At 50.8% G+C, this 21,013-nt stretch carries 1 protein-coding gene; it reads right to left on the bottom strand.

Annotated features, from left to right (window positions below; all coding sequences use genetic code 11):
- Positions 1-21 precede the first annotated feature (21 nt).
- Entirely contained in the window at positions 22-20,997 is a 20,976-nt protein-coding gene (locus tag FUA23_RS08695; RefSeq protein ID WP_187270942.1) for an HYR domain-containing protein, read from the bottom strand.
- Between the last annotated feature and the right edge of the window lie 16 nt (positions 20,998-21,013).

Below are 21,013 nucleotides of genomic sequence, written 5' to 3'. Positions count from 1 at the left end.
TCCATTATGAAATTATGAAGTTTACTGCTGGCGGATCATACGTTCGTTAAACATAATGACTCCATCAATTTCAACTTGAAGTAGGTAAGTACCGGAAGGTAATTGTAGGTTATCGAGGCTTCTCTGGAAGTTTCCGGCGGGAACATTTACTTCCGAGATAAGCGACTTCACGTTTTTACCGGCGATGTCCATGATGCTCACCTCCAGATTTCCTGCAACAGGAAGGTTGATGGTGATGTCAATCTGCTCAACGAACGGATTAGGCGAAACGGATAACAGGTAGTCGCCAACGATTTCCTCTTCCGTATCGGACAGTAGCTCGAAGTCAACGTACTCGAGGAACACCCGACCGTCTCCTACGAATGGCTGTGACACCTCTACCCTGCTTTCACCGAATTGGTAGTACAGCACGGTGCCTTCCTGAACACCGACAGTTTCGTTGTGAGTATCGTCACCGTAGATGGTAGTAGTCATCAGATAGCCACCAGGGATCACTTCCGTAATTCCGTGGACGTTGCCTGCTTCGTCGACAATCAGTACTTGTTCGCCAACGGCATCTTCGCCCAGGTTGGAAATACCGGCGAAAACCATGTAAGTATCGGTGAACCTGTTTCCGTTGGAGCGCCCGGCAGATACCGTTACCGGCTCACCGAAGTAAGTACCTCCGGAAACGGCCGCGGTCGTCTTGACTTCATATCCGAAGCCATTACGCAGACTGTCGAGTCCGTTCAGTCCGGGGAAGCTCGCGAATGCAGGATCGTAGGTAACAGTGGTGCCGTTCTCACGGGTGAGTACCCGTGCGAGTACGCCGCTCGGCAGGTCTGCGAAGTAATCGCTGATCGCCATTGGGCTTTCGGGAACGAAACCAATCAGGCTGGTACCATTTGGCAGCGCCCGGCGGAAGCCTGGGTCAAGGCTCGTGCCACAAACGCTTACGGTAACTTCTGCCTCACCGGTGTACCGGACGATGTAGCCATCGTAAGGAGCGAAATCTTCCAGTTGGTTAAGGCCGGGGAAGTTGGCAAAGGCGGGGTTGAAGGTGATAACCTGACCATTTGCGTTACGACCCTGTACGTAGCTGATATCGCTAAGAACCGAAGCCAGCACCGTCGCGATGGATGGATCAGCAGGCGCCACATCGATACTAATGTAATTGATTCCTGGAACCAACGTGATTTCATCACACGTTGGGGTTGGAACGAAGGCTACAGTAACATCCTTACAAAGCTCATCCATTCCGCAATCGCCATCAATAGTGAGGCATACATTGTACGTGCCGCTGAACGGGAAGCTAAAGGTCGGGTTTTGAGCAGTGCTCGTGCCCTGTCCGTCGAAGTCCCACAACCAGCTGTTGGCCTGATCTGATGCATCGGTAAAGTCGACAGAAAGGCCGTTATCGGAGCTTACCACAAAACTGAACTCGGCGTTTACATCCAGGATATTCACGTCATATGTGGTCTGTATGCTACAGTTGGCAGAGCTCTGGGTCAGGGTCAGTGTGTGCGGGCCTCCTTCGAAGTTAGCCCATGCCACAGTAACGGAAGACTGAGCGCTGGAACTGATGATCTGACCTCCGGAAGAAAGCGCCCAGCTGTACGTAACGTTCGGATCGTTCACAACAGAGTATGTTTCCTGAGCTCCCGGGCAAACTTCATTGTCACCTACAATCTCCTGAGCAGATGGTGCGGCGATTACGGTGTAAGTCTGGAAGAAAGGATCAGAAGTACAATTGTTGTCATCGGTGATGACTAGTTGTACCCTTACGGTTCCCTGACCGGTTCCCATGAATTCAGTCGTTTGAGCAGACGGATCACTGAAGCTGCCTTCGGCGGTTCCGGTCGTGCTTACGATGGTGTATTCAAATTCGAACGGAGACTGTCCGCCGTCTGCACTACCGACCAGCGTGATGGAGCTGCCGTCACAGACGGTGGTACCGTCAACTGGCAGGATCTGAGCGTTTACATCACCGAAGAGGGTAACGACAACGTGGAAAAGCTCTCCCTCACAATCGCCAGAAGCGGAAGTTGGGATTACTGCATAGGTAACCGTTTGCGGCTGCGTTGAGAAGTTGATCAGTTCGTCATCGATCACCGAAGACGTATTCGGAGCTGCTTCGGTTCCGCTGAATCCAGTCACGAAGGTGTTACCGTTCACCATGGTCACCGACTCGGTGTACCACTCGAACGAACTCACGACATTGTTGCCGATGAGCGCCTGAAGATCAACGCTGAGATCAAATTCGGCACAACCGCTGAGTGCCTCGTCGGTACCTACTGGTTCAGGATTAACCGTCACGGAGAAGGCTTCCTGATCACCGTTACAGATACCACTTACCGCGTCCACCGTGAAACTGATCGTAACCGGATCACTGCTGACGTTGGAGAAAGACAGCTCGTTGATGTTGCCGTCCCCAGACGTCATACTGGCGGTTACTCCTTCGGGAAGAGTCGTAGTGATCTCCCAACTGAAGGTCGCTCCACCTGCGATACCGCTCGTCTCGGTAAAGTTGACGAATACATCATCGCCGGAGCAGATGACCGGAGTAACGACTTCAACACCTATGACTGGTTCGGGGTCTACGGTTACGGAGAACGCTACCGGATCGCTGTCACAATCGGGAGTACTTGCTACCACCTCAAAGTTGATGGTTTGCGCTGTACCACTTTCATTAGTGATGCTCATGTCGGAGATGTCCCCCGTCATCGCCCCACTGTTGATGGTTACATCAGCGGGTAGTGGATCGGTGGTGACGCTCCAGCTGAAGGTTGCGTCAGCAACACCGGTTGTTTCGGTGAAGTCGACATCGAACTCTTCATCAGAGCAGACAGCTTCTTCGAAACTGGCAGCTGCGGTAACGACCGGTTCCGGATCGAGAGTAATCGAGAAGGTTACCGGTGTTCCGGCACATTCACCTTCAGGGGTTCCCAGCGGGAAGCCTTCTTCGTCGGTGCTAATTTCAGACTCGAAGTATGGCGTAATGGTTCCGGTAATGGTTACCGGCGCACCAGTCATGTTCTCCAGAATACTGTTGAAGCTGAAGCTTCCTGCCGGAGCGTAGAGTGTACTGGTTCCAGGACCGAAGCCAAGAGCATTGATAGGATCGTTAACAATGACCTCAATCCAAAGTGGTCCGGCACTACCAGTGGTAGTGCTTGATGCGTCCGTTGCGGTGAAGACCGTGCCTCCACAGAACGTTGCGGTATAATCGGTATTCTCAGCATCCAACGTCACTGCATCCGGAGCGGTAATGTTCAGGCTGTAGTCGATCTCAGGCTCTACCGTAATGGTGAAGCTGATCGGGTCGCCGTCACATTCCTGACCACCAGCCGTAAAGCTTGGTACAACGGTGATGGTCGCCGTAAGCGCAGTCATTCCAGTGTTCACCGGAATAAATGCCTCTATATCGCCATCTCCATCTTCAAGGCCAATATCATCACCGGTTACAGTATAGGTAAAGGTTGCTCCTTCCACATTACTCGTAAAGGTGACAGCATCAGTCATTGCACCGAAACACACCGTTTGATCAGCGACAGGATCCGCTACAGGGACAGGATTCACAACTACCGTACGGGTCACTTCAATTGCGTCGTTTCCGCAGCCATCGTTGACGTTGTAGGTCAACTCGTAGCTTCCCGGAGTCGTCATGTCAAGGGCAGAGTCATCGAAAACAATCACACCGGTAAGGTCACCGGCGCAGTTATCTGAAGCGGTAGCACCTGCATCTGTATAAGCGCCATCCTGGCAAACGTAGACGGTCTCATCTCCGCTGATGGTAATCATCGGAATGGTGTTGTCTGTGATCGTGAATACCTGGTCTTCATCTACCTCATTACCAGCAGCATCCGTTGCTGTCCAGGTGACGGTGATGATACGGTCACAGCCTTCATCTTCCACTGCGATGCAGCATACAGTTACCGTGGCTTCACAGTTATCCATCGCTGCGGGAGAGGTGTACGTAATACCTGCGACTGTGAATTCAGTTCCACTCGCGTAGACCTGATTAATGACAAGGTCAGTACCAGCTTCAGCAGGACAATCGGATTCAATTTCGGTGGTTACTTCTTCGTCATCAATCTGGGCGAAGGTTGGCATTTCATCATCAGTCACTACAACGGTGAAGGAACATTCGGCCGTCAGCTCGCTCGCGTCGGTAACCGTGAAGGTTACCATCGTCGAACCTACATCGAAGGTGGAGCCGCTTACGGGGCCGGCAGTTTGTGCAACCATAAAGCCGGTACAATTGTCAGCACCGTCGGGAGTGGCGAAGGTTACTACCGCTCCACAAACGCCGGGGTCGGTGGTAACGGGTGCAACTTCGGGACAGACGATAGTCGGCGCTTCGGTGTCCGCCACTACAACGATGAAGGAACATTCGGCCGTCAGCTCGCTCGCGTCGGTAACCGTGAAGGTTACCATCGTGGAACCTACATCGAAAGTGGAGCCGCTTACGGGGCCGGCAGTTTGTGCGACCATGAAGCCGGTACAGTTATCAGCACCGTCGGGAGTGGCGAAGGTTACTACCGCACCACAAACGCCGGGGTCGGTGGTAACGGGTGCAACTTCGGGACAGACAATGGTCGGCGCTTCGTCATCCGCTACTTCAACGGTGAAGGAACATTCGGCCGTCAGCTCGCTCGCGTCGGTAACCGTGAAAGTTACCGTTGTCATACCTACATCGAAGGTAGAACCGCTTACGGGGCCGGCAGTTTGTGCGACCATGAAGCCGGTACAGTTATCAGCACCGTCGGGAGTGGCGAAGGTTACTACCGCACCACAAACGCCGGGGTCGGTGGTAACGGGCGCAACTTCGGGACAGACAATGGTCGGCGCTTCGTCATCCGCTACTTCAACGGTGAAGGAACATTCGGCCGTCAGCTCGCTCGCGTCGGTAACCGTGAAGGTTACCATCGTGGAACCTACATCGAAGGTGGAGCCGCTTACGGGGCCGGCAGTTTGTGCGACCATGAAGCCGGTACAGTTGTCAGCACCGTCGGGAGTGGCGAAGGTTACTACCGCACCACAAACGCCGGGGTCGGTGGTAACGGGTGCAACTTCGGGACAGACAATGGTCGGCGCTTCGGTGTCATTTACAGTGATCATGACACTGCAAATATCAACGTTGCCCGCGAGATCAGTAGCGGTAAAGCCAACAACAGTCTCTCCAATCGGGAAAGCAGAACCGCTGACCATGCCACCTGCATCAAGGCTTACGGTTGCGCCACAGTTATCTGTGGCGGCTGCATCGGCGTAAGCAACTACTGCGGTACACAATCCTGCGTCGGCAACAACTGTAATGTCATCCGGGCAAGTAATCACGGGGTTTTCGTCATCAGTAACCTCAACGTCGAACGTACAAGTATTTGTGAGGCCTGTATCATCGGTAGCCGTTGCGGTTACCGTGGTGATTCCCGTTGGGAGGTCGTAACCGGAGGTAATTTCAACCGGTGATTCATCAACGACAATCGTGTAGACGATGTCTACATCTGTATCACAGTTGTCAGTTGCCGTAGCTTCAAAGGTTACACTTGCGGTACACAGACCTTCATCGGTTCCTGCTGTAAGTGGACCGACCGGGCAGCTCACCATCGGCGCTTCAGTGTCAGTTACAATCACAACGAAGGTGCAGGAGCTTGTGATGCCTCCATCGTCGGTAGCCGTTGCGGTTACCGTGGTCGTACCCGTTGGGAAGTCGTAACCGGAGACAATTTCAACCGGCGATTCATCAACAAAGATCGTGTAGACGATGTCGACTTCTGTATCACAGTTGTCGGTAGCTGTAGCTTCGAAGGCTATGCTTGCGGTACATAGACCTGCATCGGTTCCGGCAGTAAGTGGTCCGACCGGACAGCTCACCATCGGTGCTTCATCGTCAGTTACGGTAACATCAAATGCACACGTGCTAGTGAGGCCTTCGTCATCAGTAGCCGTAGCGGTTACGGTGGTGGTTCCGATCGGAAAATCGTACCCTGAGGTGATTACAGCCGGTATTTCACTAACAAAGATTGTGTAGACGATGTCAACTTCTGTATCACAGTTGTCGGTCGCTGTAGCTTCGAAGGCTACGCTTGCGGCACATTGACCTGCATCGGTTCCGGTAGTAAGTGGTCCGGCCGGACAGCTTACCATTGGTGCCTCGGTGTCGGTCACTGTAACGGTGAACGAAGAAGTAGCAGAATTACCAGCGGCATCTTCAATCAGGACCGAAACGGTAGTAGCACCAACCGGGAAGATTGCAGGAGAAGTAATCTCCATATCCGTAGCCATAGCGACTGGAATGGTGTAAGTTACCGTAATTCCGCTTTCAGGGTAACAATTATCAGTTACTTCGGTAACACCGAAGCTTACTTCCGCGGAGCAGTTGTCCGGGTCGTTAGATACATCAATATCATCCTGTGCTACAAAGTCTGGTGCATCCAGGTCCTGAACGGTAATCTCTACCATATCGGACACCGCAGGGCAAGGTCCTTCCGGATCTTCAGAAGTGAAGGTCAGCGTCACCGTTGTGTTCAGGCGACTTGCGTCTGGGGTGAAGGTTGCGGCAGGATCATTCTCATCGGAGAGTTCTCCTGCATTGGCGCCGGTCCAGGTGCCACCGGTGGCTGAGCCACCGATCGTGGCCGCTAGCGTAGCGGTAGCATTCGGACAGATCGTCTGGTCTGCGCCCGCATCTACGGTCGCTCCTTCGTTCACCGTGATCGTAAACTCTTGAGTCGGTCCGTCACAGCTTATGCCACCGTCGGTAAAGGTCGGGGTAACCGTTATGGTAGCCGTTCCGGTAGCAGTAGGTTCAAAGGCAACAATAGTCCCGGAGTTGTCATCTGCAGGCACACCAATCATATCACCGGCAACGGTGTAAGAATAGGTTGTCGCAGGGTTGGTGTCGTCACCATCCGCAACGAAAGTCACTTCTGTTGTCATCGTTCCTTCGCAGACTACTTGATCCGCAGGATCAGCAACGGTAGGTACAGGATTGATGGTGATGTTGACCTGAATGGCTTGTCCGACGCATTTGCCTGGAGCGAAACCGGGATCCAACGGAGTGGTTTCGTAGTACGGGGCGATAGCGAAAGTCAGCGTGATAGGTTCGGTGCCGGAATTGACCAGCATTTCATCAAAACCAAATGGCTCCATGCCTCCTTCTCCGTCAGGAACGAAAGCCGGAGCAACGAAGAACGAGCTGGCTCCGAATCCGAACTGTTCTTCCGGATCGGTAAGCGCAATTGCCAGGAAGAGAGGATCTCCCTGACTAGAGAACGGAGTGGTCGTCGCAAGTGCTCCCGTGAAAGCGGTACCGTTGCATACCGTTGACTCGTATGAATTTTCGGCGTCAATGGTTGCAGCTGCCGGAGCGGTAAGTTCAACGGAAATAGTAGGAACCGCCTCGACGTTCAGGGTGACGATGTCGAACTGTCCACCAACACAAGGACCAGCGTCGTCAGGGTCGTTAGCAGTGTAAGTGAAGGTCACCAGGCTGCCGGCATCTGCCTCTCCGGCGGTATAAACCGGGCTTGGAGAAGTCGGATCGTCCAGACTGCCTGTTCCATCGGTGGTCCAGATTCCTGTTCCTGCGGCACCACTGGCCAGCAGGATTTCACCGCTAAGCGTTACGGTAGTGGGTCCGTTAAATTCATAGCAAACAGCCGTAGCTTCGCCGGCGTTGATGCTTGCAACAGCATCGTTGACCGTAATGTCAATTCCGTCGGTAACCTCGCTACATGGCCCGGCGGTTCCGTCGGGGTCCTGAGCGACAAAGGTGAGGGTTACCACCGTTCCGGCTTCGGATACGTCGGGTGTGTAAGTTGCCGAAGGATCGTTGCGATCGGGGCTGAACGTTCCCGTTCCACCTTCCCATGCACCTGCGGTCGCGCCTCCTCCAAACGTTCCGTTCAGTGAAGCTGATTCGCCGAAGCAGATCGTCTGATCTTCGCCCGCATCCGCAGTAGCGACTTCGTTGAAGTTGACGGTAACGGTGATGCTGGCGCTGGTCTGGCAGGGATCGGTTGAGGATACGATGTAGGCAAACTGGTAGCCAGCTCCTGGCGTCGCCATAGAGGCGTCAATCAGGGCGTTGTTGTCGCCGTAAAGTACCGCTCCGCTGTTGGTCAGTTCGGTCCAGGTTCCGCCGTCGTCTTCACCCGAAAGAAGGGTGAAGAGGTCGAAGGAAAGATCATTGGTACAAACGCTGTTCTGCGCTTCCGGATTGAGCGTACCTGCATCAGGAGCCGGCTGAATACCCAGCTGAATGATCTCAACATCACTTCCTGCCGCACAAGCGCCACTACCGTTTACGGTATAGGTAAAACGGACAAAAACGACGTCGCTGCCATCCAGATTCCCTGGGTTGTAGCTACTACCAATCAGGGTTCCCGGAGCGCCGGTGTCGGCAAACGCAAATGCTCCGCCGCCGGTCTGGGTTCCGTCCAGCAGGTTGTTGAGGTCTATGGTTCCGAAGTCGGAACAGATGTCTACTTCGGTATTGCCATCAGCAAAACCAGCCGTTGCGTTACCGGCATCGGCAGCGCCATCGATCTGGATGGAAACGTTGCTTATTGCATCGTCACACTCACCACCGGCAACGGTGTACTGGAACGTGAAAGTTCCGGGCGTTGCTCCGGTTGGGTCAAACAGGCCACCCGTCAGGGTTCCTCCCGTTCCGCTTACTTTGATGAAGGTTCCACCTTCATCTTCGTCGTCTAGTAGTGTTGTCAGGTCGAAGTCGGCCGCATCGGTACAGATAGCTGCGGTTGATGCATTGAAGGTACCTGCATTTGGCTCGGGGTCTACCGTGAAGGTGATGTCTTCAGAATCGGGCACACATCCGTCGTCACCAACGGTGTACGTGAAGGTGAAGGTCCCTTCGGCACCGCTTGTATTGAAGGTCGATCCGGTCAGGGTTCCTCCCGTTCCGTCACCTCCATTGCGGACAAATGAACCACCGGCGTTCTCGCCGTCGAGCAGAGAGAAGAGGTCAACATTGCCTTCGTCTTCACAGAAGGCTTCGCTCGGTGAAATAGCGGTTCCGGCCGTTGCGGTTGCGTTGAACACCACCTGGAAAACGGGACTGTCTGAAGCACATCCCAGGTCACTGTCGGTTACCTGAAGCGTGAAGATGGCGTTTCCTGCAGAAGCAAAACCAGCGTCGATCACCAACTCTTCGGTGGTGTACGTTTGGCCAGCGGAAACAAAGCCTCCGTTGATCGTGAAGCCGGAGGCGGAGCCGCCGCCGTACGTCCATAAGTAAGAAGCGATTGTCGTTCCTGCCTCATTATTTGCCCCGACCATTGCGTTGCCGGAAATGGTTTCGCTTGAGCCGATACAAATACTCAGCAGCGTTGGATCGGTCACCGGCTTGCCACGCACTTCAACGGTGCGCTCGATACTCGTGCTGTTGCCACAGATATCGGTCGCGGTGTAGGTGATTACATAGGTTCCTACCGCTGTTTCATCGACACCACCAAGGACAGCAACCGGCCCCTCGCCCAGGCCGTCATCGTAGGTGTAGGTCTCTTCGACCGAAATTTTCAGATCGTCGGTGCATTCATCCGTAACGGTTACTCCCGGCTCGGTGTAAGTTCCGTCTTCACAAAGTTCAATCAGGGCGTCACCGATCAGGTTCAGCACCGGATCGGTGTTGTCCTCAATGGTGTACACCTGGGTTGCTGCCGTTTGATTTGTACCGTCGTTCAGCGTCCAGCTCAGGGTGAAAGTTCGGGAACAGTTATCAGCATCGGCTGCTTCCACAACACCAACCGTCATGGTTGTATTGTCGGAACAGTTGTCGGTAAATTCAGGAGCATTCCGGGTAAGGCCGGCAATTGTAAACGATTCGCCAGCGTCAACTACATCACCATCGGTGAGCGATACAAGGGCTTCTCCCGGACATGAGGCGAGGCCATCTGTCGTCAGTATTTCGTCAGCAGGTTCAGGCGCGAACGCAGGTGCAAGGAGATCGGTAACGATGACCGTTGCGTCGCACGTAGAACTGTTTCCGTTGACGTCATTAACCGTTAAGGTCACTGTATTAGCACCAACTTCTGAACACGTAAAGCTGGCCGGAGAAACGCTTAAGGAGGAGATTGCACAGTTGTCCGTCGAGCCGTTGTTTACATCACCTGCGGATATTGAGGCATTTCCGGATGCATCCAGACTTACGCTAATATCCTGGCACATGGCGTCGGGTTCGATCAGGTCACGAACAGTAACCATTTGTTCGCACTCATTGGAGTTGCCGTTGACGTCAGTGACGGTAAGGGTTACCATCACCTGTCCAACGTCGTTACAGCCAAAGTCACTCTGGCTGAGTACCCGGGTGGCAATACCACAGGCGTCAGACGAGCCATCGTCGATGTCATCGACCGTAATGCTTCCCATACCCGTACCGTCAAGATCGACCATCGCGTCCATGCAGACCATCGTCGGTGGCGTGATGTCGTTCACAGTTACCTGGGCGGTACAGGTGCTTGAGTTGCCGTAGGCGTCCTCTACTGTGAGCACTACCGGGGCGAGTGTCCCTGCGTCGGAGCAATCGAAACTGCTGTCATCGATTGCAAGAATGAGGTCTCCTTCAAGCGTGCAGTTGTCTGTGGAGCCTCCGTTTACATCAGCGGGGGCAATAGCAGTATTGCCCGAAGCATCCAAGTTTATCGAGATGTTCTGGCAGAGGGCAGTAGGGTCGATTTCATCGAGCACCGTGACGGAAGCGGTACAAGTGGCTTCGTTCAGGGAAGCATCGATTACCGTCAGGGTAACTGTAACCGGGGAGCCAATATCAGCACAACTGAATGCGGTACGATCAAGCATCAACGTGAGATCCCCGGAGGCTGTACAGTTGTCAGAAGACCCCAGGTTGATTGCCTCAGCTGTAGTACTGACGTTCCCGCTTTCGTCAACGAAGACATCAATGTCCTGACAACCAGCGATTGGCATTTCTGTGTCGTTGACCGTCACGTCGAATGAGGAGGAGACTTCAGCTCCACATTCGGTGGTCGCAGTATAAGTTACGGTCTCTGTACCTACGTTAAAGGACGCTCCACTGGCGTGGGTACTGGTCAGGTCAATATTGATTTTGTGCGACTTTTGCACGTTGTCGACAGGAATACCATTCTGGGCGGATATCACCGTGAACCACATATAACGATTCCCACCAATCTCTGTTGCAATTGCATCACCGGCGTTGCTACTGGTTTCGGTAAATAACTGCGTTCCTGCATCGTCCGATACGTTCATATCAACAGCAAGGGTTCCGGTGCCGTTGTCATAGAAGATCCATTCAAAAGTGTACCAGCCTGTTGCTGTAATTTCGGCTTTAGTATCGAAAGCATTTGATGAGGTTGTCGATTGGATTGAGAACGTGGTACCATTACTGGCACCAACAAATGCCTGCCCTGCGGCATCAACAGAGCTTACGTGAAACACGAAATCACGCTGATGGACACCATCCGCCCCGTTTGCAGCTACTGACAAGTCAAAACCATAGGTGCCTGCAGCTACTTGAGCATCCGTTAAATCAATATAAATCTTTGATTCCACCCTGTATCCGTTTCCGAATTCAGAAGAGTATCCGCCCAACCGGCCGAAAGGTCCTGTATTGCCCTGATTAGCGACACCATGGAAGCCTCCCTCAAACGAAGTAACGCCATTGGTCCCGGAGGCAGTTATGGTCATGGTTCCACCATCATAGTCGATAAAGCTGTTCTCAGTCCCTTCAAAATTTTCCAGGTAGTCTACAGCTTCAACCATGGGTTCAGTCCAGGTAGCAGTGGCGGAACAAAGACCTGCTTCATTCGAAAGAGTTATGTCCCCTGGCGTCATTACGATGATGGGGAGAATATCTTCCACCAAAACATTGGCGACACAAGTACTTGATTCAGTGTCACTGTTTCCGGCAGCATCGGTAACTGTAAGCGTAACTGCAACCGAACCGATGTCTGTACAGTCGAAAGATGTCTGACTGGCAGCAAAAGTGACGGTTCCGCAGTTATCAGCGGAGCCATCGTCAAGGTCGGACGGCTCTATTGTAGCCGTGCCGTTCTCTCCAAGGGTTACAGTTATGTCCTGACAGGTAGCAGTAGGAGCGGTGTTGTCTACGATTGTTATCGTAGTTGTGCACATTGAAGTATTACCCGAACCATCTTCAGCTGTAAAGGTGATCGTAGTGGCTCCTAAGCTCAGTACTTCTCCTGATACGCTGGCGCCGGCATTGAGGCTGTTGGTGATACCCGCTACAGAACAGTTGTCCGCAGCCGTAGCGTCATAGCCAGTTCCTGTCAATGTAAGGTTACAATCAGTGGAAGCACCAATAGTAACATCCGGAGCACACACAATCGATGGTGCTTCGTTGTCAATAACAGTGATGACCTGTGTACACGTCGTGTTCGCACTGTTGACGTCTCCGTCATCAGCCGTAAAAGTAACAGTAGTGCTGCCCAAGCCAAGGGTGGTCGGAGCATCATTCGTGATTGTTACCGTGCCCGCGCAATTGTCAGTTCCCGTAGCGTTGCCGGTGTTTTCCGTGGCGAAGGCTGCTCCACAGATACCTTCATCAACGTTAATAGTTGTAGCAGCAGGACACACTATCGACGGTGCTTCATCATCCAGTACCGTAACCATGAAACTCATATCTGAGCTTGAGTTTGGTACGCTTGCACCGTCCTCCACAACAAAGGTTACCGTCGTTACGCCTATAGGGAAGGTTACTTGCGTAAACATCTCACCTGAGACAAAGCCGGTGGGTACTCCTGCTGGCATTGTCTGATCGTAGGTAATCATCCCTGTTACGGGGAAACAACCTCCGGACATTGTAGGAGCCGTGAAGTCAACCACACCAAAACAATCCGAATCAGGATTGTTTGAGGATGTACCCACAGAGATGTCATCCGGAAGGTCACTTAGTAAAGGAGTTGTTGCGATATGTACGGTAACCGTAAATGGATCCCCAACACACGCATTGTCTGATTCTGAGCTAACCGGAACGACGGTATATTCAACCACTGCATCAGCACCAGATGTGTTAATGAAAACATCATCCGCTAAATCTGATGCTGAAAGGCCGGAACCAGTATAATCTCCCTGGGGAGTAGCGGATCCCGAGACAACGTTTACTTCCGTAACATTGTAGGTTGCTGCGGTTGCAGTACTCGTGGAAGGTGAGAAATTAACCCCGACCGGATCGCCACTACAGATTGGTCCGGTCACTACCTGATCAACGACAACGGGGAGTGGCTGGATGTTGATCGTTACCGTGATTTTGTCACCGGTACACTCACTTGGGTCCAGAATGCCGTTATCATTGGCGTCATTGTACACGTAAGACTCGTACACTACCTGACCTGCCAATAGCGGATCAGCAAGACGATAAGTTCCAGGATTAGGAAGAAATTCTGTCCCCAGTACACTATTGAAAGTATTGACCTTAAAGTCCTGGTCAGCGGGTGTTCCACCCGCAATATTTGTAGTGGTGGCGTAAAAAACCGTCATTCCAACATTAGCTACATCAGGAGTGATTGTGGACAATTCCACGTTCCCGTCTTCGTCGCAGACCGTAATGGTTACATTTTCGGAGTCATTGACCGAACCATCGTTGGTGTTACCAATTGTAGTACCGTTTATGGTGTAGGAAATTTCGGCGTTCAGGTAAGAGTTTATTCCTGCCAGGTCTGTCGTTACGCGTGGTGCAGTGGGGCTTGAAACATCGTTGATGGAAAGGCGGTAATCAGTGCCGTTTCCAGACATGGTATTTGCACCGAGGCCTTCCACACTACAGATTACCGGCGAATTACCCCGACCGAAGTACATAGGAGAATCACCAGGATTCTGGCTGCCAGACCCTGCATCATTCATCACGTACATCGCATTGGCGTGTCCTCCACCCTGCAGTTGGATTCCGATATCGTTGCCTGAGAGTATGTTTCCTGAGACAACATGGTTCGCTCCCTCCACTACGATTCCGAACCCTTCATCTCCGGAAGACTGGGTGTAGCCAGTAACGGTATTGCCCGTTACGGTTACTCCGTTAGGTACATCAGCGTATCCTGCGGGGTTACCCGCAGTGAAGTCTCTTCTCATGATGGCGATACCCGCTCTGTCCCGTACATCAGCGTTCATCACAGTGAGTTCCACTGAATTGCCCGACACAGTTATGCCTCCATCAGGATTCTTGATCTCGATTCCAAATCGTCCTCCCCCGGTAATGGTGTTGCCATTGATGAAATTGGGGCCGGTGCTTGGATTCATCCCAAGAGCCGCAATCGCATTGTCCCCTATTCCGATATCAATAGTGTTGTTCGAAATATTTACGGCAGATGAGGTACCATCCTGCAACTCGATTCCACAACAGTTATTGTTCGCCAACGTATTGTTAGTGATGGTGATGTTTTCCTTAAAGCCACCCCAGATAACAATCCCACGGGCACTGGTGGTATGGCCAGAGACCATACTGTTACTGACTGTAACGCCGTCAACCGGTCCGTTTGCGTAGAAACCAGAGCCGCCAACATTGTCCAGAAGAGCAACATTATTTACGGTGAGGTTGTGGTTGTTACGGTTAGCGTAAATCCCCGCATGAGAGTTACCGTTTGTACCCGAAAAATTCTGAACGGTCAGGTTCTCGATCGTGACGTTTTCAACGCCTGTCTCGATGAAAATACCGCTTCCTTCTCCTGCAAGCGAAGAACCATCAATAACGTATTCACCCTTTGCGGTTGATGCGCCCTGGATGGTAAGTTCTTTCGAAATGGTTACCCTTTCGGCGTAAGTACCTGGAGAGAGTTGGATGACATCTCCATTAACAGTAGTAACCGCATCAATTGCGTCCTGAATGGTACAGTGGTAGGTTTCTTGAGTAGTATTGTATACTGAGGCAACGGACGATCCGGTACCTGACACATCATCCAACCAGGGACAGTACGTTAAGTCAATGCTTATTTTGTCACCTGCTCCCACAGCAACTTCACCCGGACCAGTGGCGTCTCCCCACCAGTTATTAGAAGCATCTATGTCAACTCCTGTAGTGTTGTCCACTCCAATTATGGTGTTGCCTGTAATGTTGTTGTTGTTCACTGTTCCTGTACCTCCGTTTTGGAAACGTACACCAATGATATTGTTCGCAATGGTATTGTCGGTAATATCAGCCGTACCTGCGTCAACTAAAACACCGATGTTGTTACCGCTGATAGTAGCCAGGTTATCATGAATGTTGGCGCTTGCATCAGCGCCTTCAATCTGGATCCCGATTCCGTCCGTGGTGTTGGTTGCGACATCTGTATTTCCTTTGATCTCTGCACCAACATTTGATCCATTCGTGTTATCCGGACTATCCTTCACCAGAATACCAATTTTCACATTGTCTGTCAAAGTCGCTCCGTCAATAACCGCGGCTGTATTGCCGGCATTGGTACCGTAACCCTCGAAGTTGTTTACGAAAACACCGATATCCACATTTTTTGCGATACAGTCTTGGATATTGACCGGACTGGAAGTCCTGACATTCCAAACGTTGTAGCCAAGAGATTGCACTACCGTTCCTTCGACTCCGGCTCCATCTACTACGTTGTTCAGAACCTGACCAATAGCATCTGTAAGGCTGCTGAGTTTAATCCCATCCCATTTGGTCTCATGTGCGTCAGCAAGTCCAGTAACTGTGTTATTGGAAAATGTGAGCGCTTCTACGTCACCTCCAGTATGCAAGTTGTAGAACACACCTAATCTTCTGGCTTCAATAGTATTATTGTCAATCACCTGAAAGGAAGGATCACCAGGGTTCTCATCATGAAAATTACCAGTCTGAATGCCAAGTCTTACGTTGGTCATTACATTATTTGTAATCCGTGCATAGTTGTCGTTGTAGAGCAGTACACCCCCTCCCCAGGAATCGGTAGCTCCGTCTGACTCATACGTTCCTAAGTTCCGGAACAGGTTATTTTCTACCAGGTGGCCAGAAGTGGAAGGGTTGGAATAGTTATGCCAACCGAAGATATCGACGGCAAAGAATCCCAGGTTTTGAAAGATATTGTTCTGGACTCTCAGGCTATTCACCACTATCACGTTGTTTGGGTCAGCAACATATATACCATCGTAAGCATCTATGTCTGCGCCGTTTGTTCCCGTCCATCCAGTCGTAATTTCGGGATTGTCTCCATCGATGATGAATCCGTCGATCACAACATTATCAGCTTCGACAGCAATCACATCAGTCTCAGATGCCGCAGGAACAATAATAGCTTCCGTTATCCGCGCGCCGCCATTTGGAGAAACGCCCGCATTGGGACCATTCAGAATTACTTCTTTATCAATAGTGAGATTCTCAGCGTAGATACCAGCACAAACTATAATCGTTTCTCCATCCTGCGCGGCAGTAATAGCCTCCTGAATAGTAGCAAAAAACGTATGTGCAGTAGTATTCTCTACCGGTAAATACTCGACCGTAGCAGTAGTTATATCCGTAGAGCCATAAGAATCAGTTACAGTGATACCGTATGCTCCTGTTTCCAGGTTCGGGATAGTGTGCGTACTGGTAACGTTATTCACAGAACCGGTAGCATCACCGTCCCACGCAATACTGTAAGGGCCTGTTCCTCCACTAAAAGAAAGCTCAATCCAGCCCGTAGTTTCACACAGCTCATCCTGAATCTCTACCAGATCAATTACCACCGGAGTTCCGGTACAACTCTCTGTAGGTTGAAATCCAATGCCTGCACCATCACCACCTCCTACGAGATAAGGAGAGAAATTGGTTTCGCAATCATCTTTATTAAACAGCAGACCAGTGAAGGTTGCATTGTCTTTAATCTCATCGGCATTCGCCACCGAGAACCAGTTACAGTTCAACGTAAGGACACCGCCTTCAGTTACTGGAACGTAGTTTGAAACGGCGTAGCCTTTCCCTGGAGACACACTATGACTAAAGGTGTTTACCGCGAAGCTATTGTTCATTACGGTACAAGTAGACACATAGCGATTGGACTCAAACTTAACAGCGCTTAAGTCATAGCCTCCACCGCTACGATTACCAGAAAATTTACTTCCCGAAAGGTTGGTCACGATGTTGTTGCTGATTTCAGCATTCTCTGTATTTCCTTCCATGCCGATACCTGTAGAGATAAATCCGGACAAGCCAGCTATTTCATTGCTGCTGATTACTGCATTCACCACCTTTCCCGTTGATGTGGTATAGCCGTTACTTCCTACGTTTATCAAAACACCGTATGCTATTTTACCGGTAGGCCAGGAACCGGTATTTACATTTACGTTACTGATAGTGTTTTTATCAATAGCAAGATTTGTGAGCACTCCCGAAGAAATTGATTGCAGCACAGCTATTGCGCTGGCACTGAACCCACTCAACGTACTACTACTGATGTTATTCAAACAGTTATTGGTGACAGACAGGTTTGCCGAGTTTTCGGAACCAAGATTGTACACGATTGCATGAACGTTCTGCCCACCAGACAGATTTGTCCCAATGTCATGAATGTTGTTAAACGTCATGGTTGTATTTGATACGCCTCCCACTACAACGGCGTTGTATGCATCCGGAGCTGTAATTTCAAAACCATTCAACGTTACGTCATCTGCTGTAATAGAAACAGGTGTTCCGGTTGCGGGAGCAATTAAAGATTCAGCGTTGGTTCCACAAGCGACATCAGCATTTGCGCCTTTTAGAGTAAGTGCTTTGTCTATTACTACGTTCTCATCATAGAAACCACCTGACACGTTCAGCACATCACCCGCCTCAGCAGCCTCGATGGCACTTTGTATTGTACAGTAAGTCGTAGAAGTACGCATATTCGTTACCCCGTCATTTTCGCCTGTACCCTCCTCGATAATTACTGTCTGTTGCTGGGTACTTACGTTCCCATTCCCATCGTCGTAACTCCAGTTTATGGTGTATGTACCCTGTCCGGTGTACGTTGTCGGGTCGGTTGTGGTACCAACCACTTCGCCTACACATACATCAGTAGCCGTAGGAGCATCAACGGTAATAGAACATTGTGCAATGGCATCAGCAAGCATAGCCTCATCCGGAACCGGTGCAATTACATCGTCCTCTACCGTGATGGTCACTGTATTCGTTGAGAACGCGCTTTCACAGCTTGGCGCAGGATCTCCTCCATTATCATTAATGGTGTAACGACGGAACATTGTCGTTCCGGCCAGTGGACCGGGGCTCAGCCCCGCGTCGGTAGCCCCCGAAATTGTTTGCCAGTTGGCATCCCCCGTCTCTTTTTTCTCCCAACGGTAAGAAATAACTCCTGCCCCGGAACCGTTCGACACGCTCATAATCGGATCTGGAGTTTGTACAGAACATACACTCTGATCTCCGCCGATACTGCCTGATGTGGGAAGGTTCAGCACCCTGAAACCAAAGACTTCTTTCACATTCTCACATCCCGGAGTTGCTATATCGAACGTGACCGATTTATCTCCCGCGCCACTGTCCCATATTCTTTCGACGCCGCTAATTGATGCGTTCGAGAATTTATTCGGGTTAGCTCCTGAAGGTCCGCCCAGTAAACCATTGTGCGCGCCCCACAAGAAGCTATAGCTACCATGGTCCGGTTCATCTCCTTCGCTCAAGCCGGAAAGATACTGAGAGGTGGTTCCCAGGCACACATTACCGACAGGATCAGCCGTAAATGAAACCACCGGAAGGGTGTTTACCGCAAGGGTATAACTTTCAAATGCAGAACATCCGCCTTCTACGTTATAAACTCTGGCTACAACTACCATTTCGTTCGTGAGCCCGGTGATGTCAGCAATAGTTGACTCCGCTCCTCTCGAGAGGATGACTCTCTCACCAGCATCAAATACTTCGTTCTCATTCTCATCTACAAATATCTCGTACTCAAGCGTATACCCCGTAGAGACTGAAGCTGTAATTGAAAAATCAATATCATCGCCAAAACAAGTAACCTCCCCGAAGGCGTCATGCCCATCTTGATCCATTGCGGTGAATGCTGAAATCACCGGAGTACATGCCGCAATAACACTTGCCTCATTGCCTGAGCAATTTCCGCCAGGCTTATTCGAACTAAAGTCCCGGGTTCCGGTAACATCAACGCTGCAGGGAAAAACACAGCAACTGCCTAAAACATCATTTTGGATTACCTGAACGTTACCTTCAACCGTTTCAAGGTCAGAAAGCACACCTTCTGCATCGAGTGTTGTCAGGAGGTCTGCATTTTTGATGATCAGGTTACCACCTACAGAAGTCAGGCCAGTGGTGAGCGTACTAAGGTGTACATTCTCGATAACGGAGAAGTACTCTCCTACCGAAAGGTCCGTTCCGCTTTCACCCGCCACAATTGACCCGGCTATACCTTGCACAAGAAAATATCCGCTTACGGAGGTCAGTTCAGGCAGCAATACATCTGCATCACTTACGGGCTCGCCCAAACCCTGCAGGCGTAGGCGCCCACCGGTAATGGTTTCAAGCGAGGAGAAATCTATGGTAGATACATTTCCTCCTCTGATTCCCGAAACGTCAAGGTTCCCACCGGTAGAAACAAGATTGGGAATTTCCACTGATTCGAGAAAGCTTGCGGGAGTACTGCTACCAGTAATGCTTATAAAACTTGTTATCGTCAGGGAGCCGGAAGCTTCCGTACCGATAGCGATGCTTTCAGTATGGGTAAGGTTTGCCAGGTTAATCGAAGCTGTTGTCCCTTCAAGAAAAGGAAGGGAAATACCGTTTACAAAACTGTTGCTGTTTGCGACCTGAATAGCACCATCAACACTCGAAAGGCTGGTCAGCTCGCCCAGTGGATCTCCCGTGGAACTCAGGGCGGCAGCCTCATCCCAGTTTGCCAGATTAAGCACTCCGGTTACAGAACTGATCATCGATAAATTACAAAAATCAGTAATGGGATTTTCGCCAACTGGAACGTTACCACTTATAGACAAGCTACCATCAATCTCCGTGTACTTATTGTTTGTACCGGGCTCAATGAAGGCATCGAGATCATCCTGAGATGCGATGGTTACGTTACCTGTGTAGGTGACCACACCTCCTGTTTCAATACCACACTCGCCATTGCCTGTCTTCAGGTTGTCCCAGATCGCATCATAATTCGATGTAGGTGGTGTATCCTGAATTTCAGGCGCTAGATTGGAATCGTAAAAATTAAAGGCCTGGAGGATAATGTTTGAAAAATGATCGCTGCCGTTTGCAGCTATACTCCCAACAATTTCCCCATTTATGTAGAACAATGCATTAGTGCCACGAATTTCGGTCCTCAAATTGTAAGACTGGTTGTAGGTGACACTTACATTACAATCAATCCAACCAACGTTTCCGTCAAAATAAAAGAAACCAGGACTAGAACCATCTTCGTTTCTGAAGGCAATAATCGGATAAAGCGATATTTCATCTGTTTCATTAACAGCAGTTGCCCATAAGCCACTTCGCCGATGATTCGTTTCCCATTCCGCTGGAACATACAGGTCCGCCTGAACATATGAAAGACAGTTCCCTTGGTTTATCTTTCGCCCCTGTGTATTGTAAAAACCACCAGACCTTCCGCCTCGAGATTGAGCGCCATCTGCTTCATTAATCGAAATTGTCAATTGACTACCGTTTGAGACAAAGGCATATGGCGCGTAACGGTCAGGATACCAGGCACCGTCAATCGCTGTTTCGGAAAGGATTGGATTTGTGCTGAAATCGTCATCGATTCCAGGCACGCATTGTGCCATCATTCCTGTTACAGTCAGGAAGCTGAACACCACCACCAGCATTGCTGCCAACAAAAACCGGGGTGAAGCAGATGGGGTAATCTTTGTAGAAGTAGTAAGCATGTGTATGGATTGTAGGCATGAAGCAGTGTTCACGATCTGGGCGCGATCGCGGGGTGCAAGGTGAGTTGAAAGGAGGGTCTCCCAGAGGTGGAGAGAGGTCTTATCCGTGGTGTCCAGACGCACAAATGGCTGCTCAACGATCTTGCTGAGAGGCTTGATAATCTGGAGGTTAGTTGTCTCCAGTACGGATCTAAGAGAAAACATGGGTTCGTCTGGTTTC

Source organism: Neolewinella aurantiaca (genome assembly GCF_008014675.1).
Taxonomy (GTDB): Bacteria; Bacteroidota; Bacteroidia; order Chitinophagales; family Saprospiraceae; genus Neolewinella; species Neolewinella aurantiaca.
This window is presented reverse-complemented; position numbering and strand designations above follow the sequence as displayed.